The 15,293-nt window shown below is 60.8% G+C and carries 9 protein-coding genes; 6 read left to right on the top strand and 3 right to left on the bottom strand.

Translation table 11 applies throughout. The features are described 5' to 3' along the window. Positions 1-472 precede the first annotated feature (472 nt). Positions 473-1,780, top strand: a complete 1,308-nt coding sequence (locus tag AC1DRE_RS22325) for a hypothetical protein (RefSeq protein ID WP_476986680.1) — start codon at positions 473-475, stop codon at positions 1,778-1,780. A 209-nt stretch (positions 1,781-1,989) separates the two neighbouring features. Here the strand turns inward: AC1DRE_RS22325 and AC1DRE_RS22320 are convergent, their stop codons facing one another. Beyond that, a complete protein-coding gene (locus AC1DRE_RS22320) occupies positions 1,990-3,039 on the bottom strand; it encodes a GIY-YIG nuclease family protein (RefSeq protein WP_476986679.1) in 1,050 nt (349 codons plus the stop codon). Between the two features lie 83 nt (positions 3,040-3,122). After that, positions 3,123-6,278 carry a DEAD/DEAH box helicase gene (locus AC1DRE_RS22315; protein ID WP_476986678.1) on the bottom strand — a complete coding sequence of 1,052 codons (3,156 nt, stop codon included), beginning with the start codon at positions 6,276-6,278 and terminating at the stop codon, positions 3,123-3,125. 133 nt (positions 6,279-6,411) lie between these two features. Here AC1DRE_RS22315 and AC1DRE_RS22310 point away from each other — a divergent pair, with 133 nt between their 5' ends. After that, positions 6,412-8,589 (top strand): McrB family protein, encoded by a 2,178-nt coding sequence (locus tag AC1DRE_RS22310; protein WP_476986677.1) that lies wholly within the window; start codon positions 6,412-6,414, stop codon positions 8,587-8,589. A gap of 2 nt (positions 8,590-8,591) precedes the next feature. Continuing rightward, complete coding sequence (locus tag AC1DRE_RS22305; RefSeq protein WP_476986676.1) at positions 8,592-9,686, top strand: 5-methylcytosine restriction system specificity protein McrC; 1,095 nt, start codon at positions 8,592-8,594, stop codon at positions 9,684-9,686. Positions 9,687-9,757: 71 nt separating this feature from the next. Here the strand turns inward: AC1DRE_RS22305 and AC1DRE_RS22300 are convergent, their stop codons facing one another. Further along, the gene (locus tag AC1DRE_RS22300; protein WP_476986675.1) at positions 9,758-10,471 is read right to left on the bottom strand and encodes an NUDIX domain-containing protein; all 714 of its coding nucleotides are present in this window, start codon (positions 10,469-10,471) and stop codon (positions 9,758-9,760) included. Between the two features lie 92 nt (positions 10,472-10,563). Between AC1DRE_RS22300 and AC1DRE_RS22295 the strand changes: the two genes are divergently transcribed. The 3 genes from AC1DRE_RS22295 to AC1DRE_RS22285 all read left to right on the top strand — a co-directional run bounded on the left by AC1DRE_RS22295 (position 10,564) and on the right by AC1DRE_RS22285 (position 15,272). Next, positions 10,564-11,529 carry an ARPP-1 family domain-containing protein gene (locus AC1DRE_RS22295; protein ID WP_476986674.1) on the top strand — a complete coding sequence of 322 codons (966 nt, stop codon included), beginning with the start codon at positions 10,564-10,566 and terminating at the stop codon, positions 11,527-11,529. Then, a complete protein-coding gene (locus AC1DRE_RS22290) occupies positions 11,526-13,031 on the top strand; it encodes an ADP-ribosylglycohydrolase family protein (RefSeq protein WP_476986673.1) in 1,506 nt (501 codons plus the stop codon). The genes AC1DRE_RS22295 and AC1DRE_RS22290 overlap by 4 nt, the downstream gene beginning before the upstream one ends. A gap of 111 nt (positions 13,032-13,142) precedes the next feature. Further along, complete coding sequence (locus AC1DRE_RS22285; protein ID WP_476986672.1) at positions 13,143-15,272, top strand: hypothetical protein; 2,130 nt, start codon at positions 13,143-13,145, stop codon at positions 15,270-15,272. The last annotated feature ends 21 nt before the right edge of the window (positions 15,273-15,293 follow it).

Genomic DNA, 15,293 nt, shown 5'->3' with positions numbered 1-15,293 from the left:
GCGATGTGTTGCACCACGTCGGCATCATCCGCGACGAGGAAAAGTTGCTTACGATCTCGGCACTTCTTGGGCTGAGATAAACACTATGCGCTGCATGCATCATGGTGAGGCTGAAGAACTGCCTCGGCAGTTCGGGGTCGTTTAAGTTGCTAGCTCGCAGTTGAGGATTTAGCACAGCGTCGGGTTCGTGGAGGGAGAGTAGTGGCAAGGAATCCAACCGACGCATCTCTCCCAGTCGCCCTTGCTCACCTCCGGGAAGGAAAGCACCTCGACTTACGCACGAGGCTGCGGCAGGAGCCTAGTTGCCCAGATAGCTTCCCAGTAAACAGCCACTCATATACCCCACGTCAATGTGGGACGATAACGAAGAGCGGTGACAAGCTGGGCAAGGACTACGGTCTGCGGCCTGAGGTTGCTACCAGTGTCACCACCACTGCTTACGGTGCAAGTCAGATTGGGGAAGGGACAAGACGTGACCGGTGACAACAAGGCACTCGTGCCAGTATGGACACTCGCTACGGAGACTGTGAGCGTGCCGAACATACTAGGCGATGACGGTATGACACCCGCCCGCCTCGCAGAACTGCGAACAGTCCTCGCAACACTTGCGGGTTCCCCCATCGTCACGCTGGAAGCGCATCCCATGCCGACCAAGCGTGATCGCACCGGTGGAATTGTGCTTCATGCAGCCAGTCCGCTCGCTCAGCATTTGTCGCAGCTCGTCACTCAGACTGCGAAGTCGGCGCACTCGACGCCGAATGTCGCCGCTGCCGGTGACGTGCTTTACCGAATGGTGGTGCCGGCAAAGGTCGCCGCACAAGTCGGCAGTGGACTTGTCAAGCCAATGGTTTCGAAGGCAGTTGCCGGAGGCGTTTACAGCGGGCTGCGCGACTCCGTCGGCGTCGTCGCTAACGCCACGTTTGTGCCCGTTGCTGGCAAGGCGGCTGTTGCAGGTGCTGCAACAGGCTCGGCCGCCACAGCTGGTGCGGCCGTGGCCAGCGCCGGAGCGTTGACAGTTGCCGCACCACTTGTGCTGATGGCTGTCGCGGTCGGCGTCAGCGCCCACGCGGATCACCAACGCCAGAAGGCAATCGAGCGAATCACCGGCCTTCTGGAACAACTGCAGGACGACAAGCTGGAGGAGGAACGCATCTCTTTAGACGCTTGCAGCGACACGATCATCAGTGCAACGTCGGTCCTCCTCGACGACGGCGAACCCGGTCTATCACTGGGACTGGATTCCGCAACACACGACATCACCAAGGCGTTCGCCGCAACTCGGCGTCGGCTCACCAGATGGGAAGCTGCGCTCAACGCTTTCGACGGCCCGGTTGCCCTCGATGAATTGACGAAATCATTCCCTGGCATCAACGAGGAAGGCAGCAGATTCCGGGCACACCTGGAGATTGCACGTGTCGCCATTGCTCTCAAACGCCGAGTTCTCGTGCTTCAAGCAGTTGATCACGCTCAAAAGAACCCGAACAATCCGTTCAAGAACTTCATCGGAAAACTGCACAACGACGAGCAAAGCGTCAACGAGTTGGAATCGGGCATCAACTCAGTCCTCCTTCGGCTCTCGGCTCTCGAGTTGAAGCGCCCCGGCGGTTTCCGAGTCCCTGCGTTCACGCCCGGCGAGGTCGATAATCTGCTCAAATCCGCATATCGCCTTCGTGCATTGGGCGATGGCGTCAATGAGGGAAGCCCCCAAGCTGACGTTGCGATTGAGATCGAACGAAGCAGCGACGGATCGCTCGTAGTGTTCCCCGCAGTCGCTGCCTAAGCGGATGCCGCGCGCAAACTTATTGATCACCTGAATCAGGAAAGAGAGTCTTGCAAGCTGTTCGCAAGCTGCTTGATATATGGACGATGGCCGGGGATCCGCGGAGTGAGGTTGGCTCGGAACGGCTTTTGATCAGACTCTGGCTAAGGGCATTTTGAGCAACTTATTGGTTTTGGGCGCCGCGGTGCACTTATCGCCAGCGCAATTAATCAAAGGGCGCGGAAAGGACCTACAACTCCTGTATCCATGTCAGCAAAGAGGGTATCTTCGGCACCTGAGGGGGCTGCTTCCTCAGTTCCCACAGCCCCAGCCGCCCGCTCCTGCCACTCTGCGTATGTAAGGCCGGCGCCCCGCTCTCGCCAAGTCGTGCGGCCGTTGGTGGCCCGCCCGGAAATAACGGCTGCGGCAGCACTGGGGCTCTTGAATACGTGCGCCTTCGAAAAAATGGCGGTCGGGCCGTTAACGACCAATACCCCATCGTTGATCAATTTTTCATGGAGCTTGGAGTACCCGTGGCTCACCCCGACCCATTGTGCCCGCGCCATGGAGCCTTGAAGCACCGCGAACTCGCCGTCCGTCTCCTGAGCCTTGGCCAGGATTCCCGCGCTGGCGATGGTCATTTCGAACAAGGGTGATGACCCTGAACCGCTCTTTGAGGCGGAAGCTGCTTCGATGGCCGTCGGCAGCGTGCGAAGTGCATCAACACCCAATACCGGGAGGATAATCTTCGCCTGATCGATGAAATACTCCATGTCCGATACGTCTGCCTCCGGAAGCGGAAGAGGAGGCGGGGCTGTGCCATTAACGACTCTCATGCGACCGGCTTTCGCCGCAATGGATATGAAGCGACTCTCCAGATAGCGCGCGTGGGCCTTAGTGAGATTGGCGTCCTTGCTGGTCATCACAACAGCTCGATTCCAAAAATCTTTACCACCTTTATCCTCCGGCTTGTTGTGCGAGCGTAGCCGTTCGCCGACGTCGTCTCCCTCTCCGACGTAGAGAAGAGCTGCATCAGGGTCATCCGGATCTTCGCCAACTAACAGGTAAACACCCGTACGCTTCACTTCCTCGCGTCTCAAAAGCTCTGCAAGATCAGAGCGTCCGCCGGCAATAATATGACCGGTCCAATTCATAATTTCAGCGGTCAATACACCTCCGGGAGTGCCGTCCACCAGAAACAGTCTTACCTGCTTGCCCGTTGACAAATTATTCCCTTTCAAATGGGGGAGCTCTTCCCCCGCGATAATTGATTCGCCCAATTTCGGAAATACTAGTGCGCAGAACCGATAATATACCTGGCCGGCTTGACAACCCGCCCAGAATTCGCGCTTAGCTGTCGCGATTATTGGGCCACTGCAGCTGCAGTCGCGAACACATCCGCCGGCATCGAGCGGTGCAATTTCCAGGTGATCGCAATCGGCTTCGCCCCCAGGTGCTGCACGTAGTCAACCTGTCCCAGACACGTGTACGGAACGGTCAGGCCCGTCTCGTCGTCCGCCGTATCCCTAGTGAAGATCAAGACCTTCGAGCCGTGCCCCGCCCGGTCAAGGTACCGCTTGCCCGTCGGGCTCGTCGGTGACGTCGCGTTCTGCGATTCCCAATGGAACAGCTCCGGGCTGATGGCATAGTCCTTGTACATCGTCGTCGCCGAGTGCTTCTTGTCGTCCTTGTTGAGGGTGACAAAGAAGGCGTCCGTGGACGTCGCCGGGCACCAGGCCACGCCCTCGCGGTGTTGTACGTTCTTTCCCAGCTCCAGCGATCCATACTCTAGGGCCGCAAGAACCTCTTCGCGCCGGTACGTCGCGTGCGAAAGCAGTGGAACGTGCTGCAGTCCGGCTCCGAGCCCCTTGGCGGCGTGCTTGGACGCGGCCACTCCAATTTTCACGAGCTGGCGGATCTCGCTGCAGACAAACTGGTAGCCGCGCAGGTACTCCAGCCCGGCGTCGTACGTCTGAAAATCGCCGCCGTCGTCCCACAGTATGTAGAACAGCATGCGGGCGAAAGTTTGCTCGCGCATTCCGAGCTCCGCGTAGCGGGGCGCATCGGGGCTGACCAGCATTGAGTACGCCTCGGCGCGTTCCGGATCGTCCACGTGGATGAGCGCAGCCATGCGGCCCAGGAGCTTCTTCTCATCGGCATCCGAGAGCTCACGGATCTTCCCGCTGAGAACCGATTCCAACGACGAGAACCCCTCGATCAGCCCCGCCTGTCGAAGGTAACCGGTCCAGGAATCCCTGGTTGAACGGTAGATCGATTTCACGTCGTTCCCGGACTGCTCCAGATAGGTCTCCAGCTCGGTCTCCGCATACGAGGCGATGTCCCTGACGAGCTGCGCCCGGTTGAACCGCAGCTGTGCCTTGATGTTGTCCAGCACCACCTTCTGCGCCACCCGGTCCAGCACGATCTGCGAGCCCGAGGGCAGATACGGGAACTCATCCTCGACGGCCTTCTCCAGCTCCTTTCGCCCATAGCCGGTCAGGGCCCGGTAGCGCAGATCGAAGCGGAACTCACGCCGTTGCTGTCCGATGAAGTCCATGACCGTCAGCACCGCCTTGCCCTCCGCCCGGCGCAGCCCACGCCCCAGCTGCTGAAGGAAGATCGTGGCGCTCTGCGTCGGCCGGAGCATCAGGATGGTGTCCACCTGCGGCAGGTCCAAACCTTCGTTGAAAAGGTCGACGGCGAAGATGCAGTTGATCTCCCGCCGGCGGAGGCGCTCGAGCGCCGCTGCGCGGGCGGCGTCGTCGGTGCTGCCATCGACCGCAACGGAAGCGATGCCGGCGCGGTTGAACACTTCAGCCATGTAGTGGGCGTGCTGGACCGAGACGCAGAAGCCGATGGCCCGCATCTGGTCAGTGCTGGTGACTTTGTCGCGGAGTTCGCGGATCACCTTGGCTGCCCGCGCGTCGTTGCCCGTGTAGAGGTTGTTCAGCTGTTTGGCGTCGTAATTGCCGCGCTTCCATTCCAGCTGGCTCAGGTCGACGTCGTCTGAGACGCCGAAGTAGTGGAAGGGCACCAGCAGGTCAGCGTCCAGGGCGTCCCAGAGCCTCAGCTCGCTGGCCGTGCGGCCGTCGAAGAACTGCTTGGCGACGTCGACGCCGTCGCCGCGTTCCGGCGTCGCTGTCAGCCCGAGGAGCTGCTGCGGCTGCAGGTGGTCGTGCAGGCGCCGGTAAGTGGGCGCCATGGCGTGGTGGAATTCGTCGATGACGACGATGTCGAAGAAGTCGGACGGCAGCTGTTCGATGCCTAGGGACGACAGCGACTGGACGGATGCGAAGATGTGCTTCCATTGCCGTGGTTTGTGCTCTCCGACGTAGAGTTCACCGAAGGCACCGTCCTGCATTACGTCCCGGTAAGTGCGCATTGCTTGTTTCAGGATCTCCTGTCTGTGGGCGACGAAGAGAAGCTTCAGGTCGCGACCGGCTGCGTCGCATAGGCTTTTGTAGTCGAGGGCCGCGATCACTGTCTTCCCAGTGCCGGTGGCCGCGACCAGGAGGTTGTGGTTGAAGCCCTTGAGTCGCTCCGCTTCCAGGTCCTCGAGCATCTCTTCTTGATGAAGGAACGGCTGAACTTCCAGGCCCGTGGCCGCGTCCGGGGCGGCCGTGCGCCGGCCGCCGTTGCGCTCCAGGGCTGCGTCCAGCTTGTCGCCGTCACGTTCCGGATCGTAGCTCTGGAAGGCTCGCTGCTCCCAGTAGCTGTCGAAGGTGACCTCGAACTTCTGCAGCAGAGTAGGTGTGCCGACTGAACTGAGCCTGACATTCCATTCCAAGCCATCCAGCAGCGCAGCCTGGCTCAGGTTCGAGCTGCCCACGTAGGCGGTGTCGAAGCCGGAGTTGCGGCGGAACAGCCAAGCTTTGGCGTGCAGGCGGGTGGCTTGGGTTTCGTAGTTGATCTTGACCTCGGCGCCATAGCGGTTGACGAGTTCGTCGATGGCCCGGCGTTCAGTGGCGCCCATGTAGGTGGTCGTAAGGACTCGTAATTTCGCGCCGCGCTCTTTGAGCTGCTCGAGGGCCGGCTCGAGCAGGCGGAGGCCCGTCCACCGCACGAAGGCGCAGAGCAGGTCGACAGTGTTGGCTGACTCGATCTCAGCCCGGAGCTCCGCCGCGAGGTTAGGTTCGTCCTTGCCGTTGGTGAGCAAGGCCGAATCGCTCAGGTTGGTGGTGGGACGGCGGAGTTGGCGGCGCTTGAGTGCGTCCGGGCGGTGAAGGGACTGGAGCTGGCTGGGGCCCTCGACGATTCGGTCCGTGGTATCCAGCTCCTGGAGAAGCTTGTTCGCCAGGGCGACGCGGTCTGCTGGTTTGGCTGCGGCGAGAGCTCTGCGAACGGCCTCTGCGACGTGGCGGGAGAGAATGTCCGGCGCGTCTTCGTCGTCAATGGGCGCGATAGTTGGCTGGAGTTCTACTTCCGTGCTCAAGCGCTGGCCGAGCAAGTCCGTGTTCAGTAGTTCGTACAAGCCTTCGGGCAGCTGCTCCGCCGCCACTCCCCCAATGGAATTAGTCACTGCGCCAGGTTACGCGATTCGGAACTACGAACACGGAAGGCCGTCCGCCAGTCATTCGTCAGCATTTTCTGGTCGCGGTGGTGTAATGATCCTTGGTCCGGCCGGGCCCCATGAGTACAGGAGAGCGCTACACATGTCGTCACCAGAGGTCACCACCCCGCCGCAAAACTGGTTCGTCGGATCCTTTTTCTCGGACTGGGACCCCCAGGATCAAACTGCCAGGTTCCTCGCCGAAGGAATTTGGGAGAACGGCTTTGAGGACCGTCACCTCGACGTCGTGAAATCGATGCAGCCCGGTGACCGTATCGCTATAAAGGCGAGCTACGTTCGTAAGCGTGGCCTCCCCTTCGATAATCGGGACCACAGCGTCTCAGCGATGGCAATCAAGGCAACAGGGCGTGTCACGCGGAACCACGGGGACGGCCGCAGAGTCGACGTCGAGTGGAACCCCTTAGAACAGCCGCGTGAGTGGTATTTCTACACGGGAAGGTCCACCATCTGGAAAGTGCTCCCTGGAAGCTGGATGCGCGATGCACTTATCAAATTCGCCTTTGAAAATGAGCCGCAGGATATAGATCGATTTCGGAATCATGTGGCATGGTCAAAGCGGTTTGGGGATGAAGATCCGACGCCCGACGAGGACTTCTTGTGGACATCATTCTATGAAGAGCTGGCCACGGCCCTGCTTTCCTACAAGGACCGGCGTGGAGATCTTATAGCAGCTCTTCGGGATCTTCAGACCCGTCACGCTAATCTCAGCTATCTGACGGACAAGGACGAGGACGGCATCCCCGTGCCGCTGGACGACATCTGCCCCTTCACTGTATTCGGGACGTTTAACCGTGGAATTACGCAGGCGAAGCGCACGGCTCTGGCCGCGGATTGGGCGCAGATCCTTGGCGTCTCGACGCCTTCACCCACTAGCTTCGACGCGATTCCGCTGCTGAACAATCAGAATTCATGGTTCTTCACTTACAAAGCGGACCGGCCCGACGGCGATATTGACGCACTTTGGGACGCGTTCGAAGCGGCGCTGTCCCTGGCTAATTCGTCAGAGGACCAAGCAAGAATCCGGTTTGCAGAGACCTACGACCGTGCCCGCACTATTCATGGTGTTGGCGGAAAACTGAGTATGGGTCTCTTCTGGATCCGGCCTTGGAACTTCTTGCCCCTAGACGCTCAGTCGCGGAGATACCTGAAAACTGCCCTAATGTTGGATGGCCAACTACTCCAAGCAAATGGCAGTCAGTACCTGGGCCTACTAGACACGCTGATCGCAAAATTTGATGACCCTGAATATCCCGTGCATTCATTCCCGGAGCTCTCTTGGACCGCGTTCCTCGACCCCGGGGTGGACATCACACCAGCCGAAGATGCCGACACTGCTGCGGCGGAAGTGGCTCAAGCTTCTCCGCTTAAAACCTATTCTGTGGCTGACATTCTGGCCGACGGTTGCTTCGTGCCGGAGAGTGAACTCACAGAGATTCTGGAGCGCTGGCGTTCTAAGAAGAACATTATTCTTCAGGGCGCGCCCGGCACCGGCAAGACCTGGTTGGCGCGTCGCCTGGCCTACGCGATGATCGGCACTAAAGACCTTAAATCAGCAGTCCGAGCCGTACAGTTCCATCCGAATATGTCCTATGAGGACTTTGTACGTGGATGGCGCCCCGGCTCAGACGGAAAACTAACGCTCGTAGATGGCCCTTTCTTAGAGATGGTCGAGCGTGCGAACTCAGCCCCCGAGCGGCCTCACGTTGTTCTTGTGGAAGAAATCAACCGCGGCAACCCCGTTCAGGTTTTCGGAGAGCTACTCACTCTCATCGAAGCCGGGAAGCGCTCTCCCCGGGAGGCTCTCCATCTTGCGTATCCGCGTGCATCCGACGAGACAGTCCATGTCCCGAGCAATCTTTACATCATTGGCACTATGAATCTCGCAGATCGCTCCCTTGCCATCATGGACTTGGCGTTCCGCCGCCGATTTGGGTTCGTTTCGCTAGCACCTGCCTTAAACGACAGCTGGTTGCAGTGGATGAAGACCAAACACAACGTTGAAGTAGCGCACCTCGAGACCGTCCGCCGCCGCTTTGAGACTCTGAACGCATCCATCCGGGACGACTCGACGCTGGGAGCAGAGTTCATGCTCGGCCACAGCTTCGTGACGCCACCGGCAGAGGAGCGTGTGGATTCGTACGTGAGCTGGTTCCGAGCCGTAGTAACAACAGAGATCGCTCCGACCCTCAAGGAATATTGGTTTGAAGATGCCTCGTCAGCCGAGGCAGAAGTGTCAAAGCTCGTGGACGGACTGAATTAGAAATGGATCCGGATGCTTTTGTGGTCGTTTCCGGAAATACCCGCATTCCAGTCAGGAATCTCTGGTTGCTTTTGCTATATGCGTCCGAGTTCTATAAAAGTGGTAGCACATCGCTAAGCGGCATCGAAGAGTACCCTGAGCGACTACCAGACCTACTAGGCGAAATACTTGTCGCGAGCGTGGCGGACCGCCTTAAGAAGCCACTAACACCAGAGTTTGCTCCTACTGAAAGGGACCTCCGGCGAGTCCGTGGCCGAATTGACGTCTTGCGGACAGAGTCTCATCAGCTTCTGAGCCGCGGGCAAGTGGCATGCCGCTACGAGGAATTAACCGTTGACACTCCCAGAAATCGGCTGGTTCATTCCGCTTTGACGGTATTGGCTCCGTTGGTCGCCTCTAAATCGCTGAGTCATCGCTGCCGAGCCGACGCTAGGCGGTTGTTTGACCTCGGCGTCAGGGCTGCCGGCACGCGATTGACCGTTCGCGACACTACCGTTCGGTTCTCGCGAAACGATGTGCAGGACAGGGCAGTTCTGCTCGCAGCTCGTCTGGCACTGCAACTCATATTGCCGAACGACGAAGGAACTGGTGGACTCCGACGTTCACGCCTCAGCGTCGCGGAATTCCGGGATCTTTTCGAACGTGCCGTAGGAGGCTTTTATGGAGTTGCCGGCCCGGAGCTTGGCTGGAAAACCCGAAAGGCTCAATTCATTTCTTGGAACGAAAGTAACGAAACCCAAGGAGTAGGTTCAATGCTTCCAAAAATGAAGACCGACATGTCGCTTGAGAATCCCGCCGCAAACCGCCGGATAATCATTGACACGAAGTTCACATCCGCTCTGGCTTCTGGTCAATTTGGCGGTGAGACGTTCAAGAGCGGCTACCTTTACCAGATCTATGCGTATGTCCGCACTCAGGAAAACCCTGCGGACGCACTCTCACTCTCAGCTGAAGGTATGCTGCTGCACGCGTCCGTCGGGAAGTCGATACGGGAGAGTTTCTTTACGGGTGGCCATCGGTTCACAGTGGCAACTGTCGACTTGGGAAGACCCGCAAAGGAAATCCGGCAGCAGCTACTGGGCGCCCTCGAAATGTAGAGACAGGACGGACACTCCGTCCACAGGTGCTTCAGGAAATGCACGTTGTTAGTCACCGTGATGACGTTGCCTCACGTCCGGCGAAGCGGTCCCATCCCCGGGCGGGTCTGGCTTATTTCCCCGCCCCGCACCCACAACCTCGACGGCCTCCCGCGCGCCCCGTCCGACATCTGCCCTGTTCCCGCCAGCTTCGGCTCCATAAACCGCCGGAACGTGTCCCGCATCAACGGGGCACCCGCCACCGCCTCGTGCAGCTCTCTTAGATCCTTCAACGTAAACGGCTCATCCAGCAGCGCACCAGGATCCGGCGCCTCCGCATAAGCGGCCCGCAGCCACTGCACCGCCTTCGCCACGATATCCGCGTGCCCGTACGGCAGTCCGGCGATCAGCTCAAGCTCCCCTGTCACGGAAGCCAGCCTGACGCCGTCGGACTTCAACGCCTCCACCAAGGTCGCCAAAGGCACCACGTCAAGGTGCGCCACCGACAACACCCAGCCGCGGTCATCGCGCCCCGGCTCGTCAAACACCTGCAGCTGCCGCGGCACCCGCCCCGAGATCCCGGCTTTCTCGCGCAGGCAGCGCAGCACCGCATCCGCCAGGGTCTCGCGCTCGCGCAGGAACGTTCCCGGCAGCGCCCACTTTCCGTGCTGATGGTCCTCCGCCCGGCGCACCAGCAGCACGCACACGCTCCCCTCCGCAACGGTCAGCACCGCAGTGTCCACCGCCACCGACGGCCGCGGGTAGTCAAGCAGGGATGGGGCATCACTGTTCTTGGAATCCTTCACACCACCATTTATCGCAGTATTGCGCTAAAGACGCAAGCCGTACATACTAAGATCAATTAGCGCAGAAATGCATTAAATTACCGGAGGTCACCATGAAAGTCCCACAGTTCCACATCGGCGCCGGCAGCAGGGTCGGCCCCTTGAGCATCTTCCCCGTCTGGACCTCCGGCTCCGGCAGCCTCGGCATCAGCACCGGCACCCACGCCGACGTTGCCGTCACCGAACTCGCCGGCGGCGCCCAGGTGGCCTGCCTCACCGTCACCAACAACGGCCCGCACCCCGCGCTGCTCCTGGAAGGCGAGCTGCTCGAAGGCGGACAGCAGCACCGGACCTGCGCCCGCGACGTCGTCGTCGGCCCGGGCGAAACCCGCGACATCGACACCTTCTGCGTCGAAGCCGGCCGCTGGGAAGCCGGCGAAACCAGCCACCGCCGGCAGGCCCGGCGCGCCCCGCTCAACGTCTGGTCCGAGCTGGCCAACGGCCCCGGCGGGCAGCGCGGCGGCGACCGCCAGGGCCGCATCTGGGAGCGGGTCAGCCGCTTCGATAACGCCCGTGGTGCCTCTGTGACCAGCTCCCTCCTGCAGCACATGGACTGGTTCAAGGACGACAAGCAGGAACGGAACCGCTTCAGCGCCGCGGACGCACCGAAACCGCTGGAAGGCCAGCGCGGCGTCGTTATCGGGCACGGCCAGCAGCCGCTGCTCCTGGAGGTTGTCGGCACCAACACGCTCTTCCTCCGCCACTACCGCCAGCTGATCGAGGCGGCACTGCTGGACCTCGAGCTCCTGCCACCCCAGGTGCTGGCATCCGGGCCGATGCCCGGCCAGCGCGCCCGCGACTTCGCCGCCCACGTCCAGGCGATGGACTTCGGAACGTTCGACGACGGCACCGCGGCCGTGGAGGTCCGTGACCACGGCGCACTCCGCAGCCGCAATGTCGCCCGTGCCGCCGGATCGGTCACCGCCGCCGGCATCGCCGTCGCGCTCCCCCAGCGCCGCCCCCAGCTGGCCCACCTGACCGGCTGGAACACCAAACACCCCCTGATGGAGATGGCATGAAACTGAACCCCCTGCAGAATGACCGCTCGGCCGGCGTCCTCGTCGCCCTGGCCGCGGGCGACGCCCTCGGAGCCGGCTACGAGTTCGGTGCGCCGCTGCCGGACGGCGCCGAAGTCACCATGAAAAGCGGCGGCCCGTTCGGGTTCGCGCCGGCCGAGTGGACCGACGACACCTCCATGGCCATCCCGATCGCCCAGGCGCTGCTGGAGTCCGCCACCGGTGCCGGGTCTTCCTCCCCCGCGGCGCTGACCATGGTGGTCCGGGCCTGGACATCGTGGGCTGCGGAGGCGAAGGACGTGGGTGCGCAGACAAGCGCCGTCATTGCTGCAGCCCGCCGCCTGGCTTCCGCTGCCGGGCGGAGCAAGGTTCACGCTGCCGACTTCAGCACCGCCGCCGCGGACTTCCACGCCCGCACCGGCCGCAGCGCCGGCAACGGCTCGCTGATGCGCACGGCCCCGCTGGCCCTCGCCTATCTGGACCGGCAGCCGTCTGAACTGATGGCCGCGGCTGGCGTGATGAGTACCCTGACCCACGCCGACCCCGACGCACAGGAAGCCTGCGGACTCTGGTGCGTCGCCATCCGCCACGCGGTGCTCACCGGACGGCTCGACGTCCGGGCGGGGCTGCCGCTGCTGCCTGCTGAGCGGGCTTCGGTGTGGCTGGAGCGGATCGATGTTGCGGAGCGGTCTCGGCCGCGTGACTTCACCCGTAACGGCTGGGTGGTGGAGGCGTTCCAGGGCGCGTGGAGCGCAATCCACAAGGCGGGCCTGTCAGCGTCCGGCCCGGCCCACCTTCGGGAGGCCTTGGAGGAGGCGGTGCGCGGCGGCCGGGACACCGATACTGTGGCCGCGATCGCCGGCGGGCTGCTGGGTGGCGCGTACGGCTACACGGCAGTGCCCTTCGAATGGCGGCAGCACCTGCACGGCTGGCCAGGGATGCGTGCCCGCGACCTGATGACTCTCGGCATGGAACTAGGCCGCGGCGATGGCCGCCGGCCCGCGTCCCGGCCGCGCGCCGAACGTCATGACTACAGCATGTGGAGCCGCACCGATGCGCTGCTCCAGCACCCGCACGACGACGGCGTGTGGCTGGGCGGGGTCGGTTCGCTTGGGCGCGTGGCGGAGTTGGGGATCGATGCGGTGGTGTCGCTGTGCCGGCTGGGGACGCTGGATGTTCCTGCAGTGGCCGCGGAAGACCACGCCACGTTCTGGGTGGTTGATTCTCCCTTTGAGGAGGAGAACGCGCATGCTCGCTTCGTGCTGCAGGAGGCGGCTGCCGCCGTCGACCGTTACCGGTCGGAGGGCAAAACTGTCCTGCTGCACTGCGTGCGGGCGGAGTCCCGGACACCCACCGTGGCTGCGCTTTACGGGGCTTCGGTTGCCGGAGTGTCTCCTATGGGGGCGCTGGAGGATGTGCGGCGGGTACTGCCCGGGGCACGGCCGAATCCGCTGTTTATGGGGGTGCTGAGGGCCTGGCGACGGAGCGAGGGGAATGGCGGTTGATCGAACCGCGGCGACGGTTCTACATAACGCTGCCAGCTAATGGTAGGAATGTGACCATGACTACAGCCCCTGAACTCGTCTCTCGCCTTATCAAAACAGGTGGGAGCGCACATGTCTCTTAAGGGCAAGGGCTATGAAATCATGGGGGCCTCAGTATTCGGCCCGCCGCCAATCCACGGCGTGCACGTGGATTTTCACTCTGGAACAACCATGCTCTATGGAAAGAATGGAGTCGGCAAGACACGACTGCTGGAGCAAGTCACCCAAGCGCTTCGTGGTGTTGGGCGAAAAGGCCGAACTCGCACGGCGGGCTCTCTTATCCATATCTCGATTGACACTCAACCGGCAGATGGCGATGGCGATTTCGTCCGCGCGCTGTACGAAATGCTGGACGTTCACGAAGATTCTTACCGTGAAGATGAGTATCGGGAAGAGTTCCAAAGGGCAGTCATGGCACGTGCCGACAGCTGGGGTGAATTCTTCGAGGACGATCCAATGGACTTCCTGGCTTACCCGGAGCTTTCCACCAGCCAGGGTTTCCAAATTTCCCTTGAGCCCGAAGGAACGAGCGAGAACCGCTCGTGGTCGGTCTATTTGTCCGCAGTCCTTAGCGAGGAACAACACCAAGAACTACAAACGTATGCGCGTGCTTCTGATGACTCAAACCGTGCTTTGTTGGAAGACGCTAACACTGACCTAATGCTCGCACTTAAGAACCCGTTCTCCTTGGCCCGCGCCAAAGAGTGGTACCTCCAGCCCTTTGATGTCCGTCCTGGGCTTTCGCCTGGTGGGCACGAGTATTTGGTCCTAGGCAGCTCTCCCATCCATTCCTGGCCGTCCAGCGTGCCTGTTCCATTGATAAAACTCGGACGAATCTGGCAAGGCCCCGCGCAGGTATTCATGGATTCAATGCCTACCGAAGAGATCCAGCAAAAGTCGCTCCTCTTAGTTGCCGCTGGTGCTGGGCGTCGAAATCCTGTCGTTGAAGCTTCGGATGATTCCGACGTAGTAATTGCAGCCGGTGCCCGGAACGCCGCACTGAAGGCAGTGCGCGAGGCTAATCGCATTCTGGATCTGCTCGGGGATTTTCCCTTCCAGCTGAGGTTTGATACTGGCACACCCTCAGAGTGGTTTTCGGGCAAGACACCAAGATGGGTTGCATTTCCACGAGATCAGGAACAAATCTCGATCCCCCTGCACGATCTGTCATTTAGTCAACAAAGGTGGACGCGCTTCGCGCTAAGTCTGTTTCTCTACGGGGCGGTTCAGGGCAAACCACTTGTCATCATCCTGGACGAACCCGAACAAGGCCTCCACAGACAGCTTGAAACACGCGTTGCCAGAGGTGTCCAACAACTCGGCGATGTCTTCACAGACGTCTCAATCATGGGGGCAACTCATTCCCCTGCTTTTCTGGACCCCAGGCTTGGCGCCCGGTTGCTTCATCTGACGCTGACTGGTGGTGCTGAGACCGCCATTAGACCGCTTGAAGTTGGCGTCGCTCAGAAGAGCCTCGATGAGGAATCAGAGCGGCTCGGCATTAGGCCAAGTGATCTCCTGTCAATGACGCGTGTTGCGGTTATAGTCGAAGGCACCCACGACCAAATCGTCCTCGAAGAGTGCTTGCCAGCACACATCCGCGAATCCGGCGCGAGGGTGTTCGTAATGAGAGGAACGGATCATGCGGCCGCGTTACCAGACATGCAGTTTCTTTTTGACGCTCTGGACGCACCAATCATCGTCGTCTTGGACAACGTCGTTCAATCGAGAGTCGCGCCCATCTGGCAAAGTGCAGTCGAAGCCGCAGGTGCTGGCGACAGCAAGCTGGCAGAGCGGCGCCTTGACGAATTGCTGTCGAAGGCTTCAACGAAGGAAGAACACGCCTTGGTCGAACTGGGACGGCGTGCTGTTCAACTTGGCCGATTAGGTCGAATAATCCCCTTCGGTCTACAAAGGCCGGACATTCTGGACTACCTTTCACCTCGATTCTTCAATCTGAATTTCGACGATTGGCAGGCAAGTAAGTCCGCCTTTCGGCAAGAGAAATGGCGTGACGAGGGCTTCAAGGCTTTCCTGCGTAGAAAGTACGCAGGCAAAATCAATGCCACAACGGTTCGCGAGGCGGCCAAAGCAGTGGACACCATTCCCGACGACCTGCTGGCACTCGGCAACCTAGTGAGACAACAGGGCTACTTGGGATTCGTTGACGAACTAGAAGTCTCTGTCGAGGACGCCAACTAGTCCGCCCGAAACCACACCGTG

The organism is Arthrobacter sp. P4_H3 (assembly GCF_056400885.1).
This window is presented reverse-complemented; position numbering and strand designations above follow the sequence as displayed.

Excerpts from the sequence above, each read along its gene's own strand:
- AC1DRE_RS22310 (WP_476986677.1), top strand. The coding sequence starts at position 6,412 with ATGTCGTCACCAGAGGTCACCACCCCGCCGCAAAACTGGTTCGTCGGA.
- AC1DRE_RS22305 (WP_476986676.1), top strand. The coding sequence starts at position 8,592 with ATGGATCCGGATGCTTTTGTGGTCGTTTCCGGAAATACCCGCATTCCA.
- AC1DRE_RS22295 (WP_476986674.1), top strand. The coding sequence starts at position 10,564 with ATGAAAGTCCCACAGTTCCACATCGGCGCCGGCAGCAGGGTCGGCCCC.
- AC1DRE_RS22290 (WP_476986673.1), top strand. The coding sequence starts at position 11,526 with ATGAAACTGAACCCCCTGCAGAATGACCGCTCGGCCGGCGTCCTCGTC.
- AC1DRE_RS22285 (WP_476986672.1), top strand. The coding sequence starts at position 13,143 with ATGTCTCTTAAGGGCAAGGGCTATGAAATCATGGGGGCCTCAGTATTC.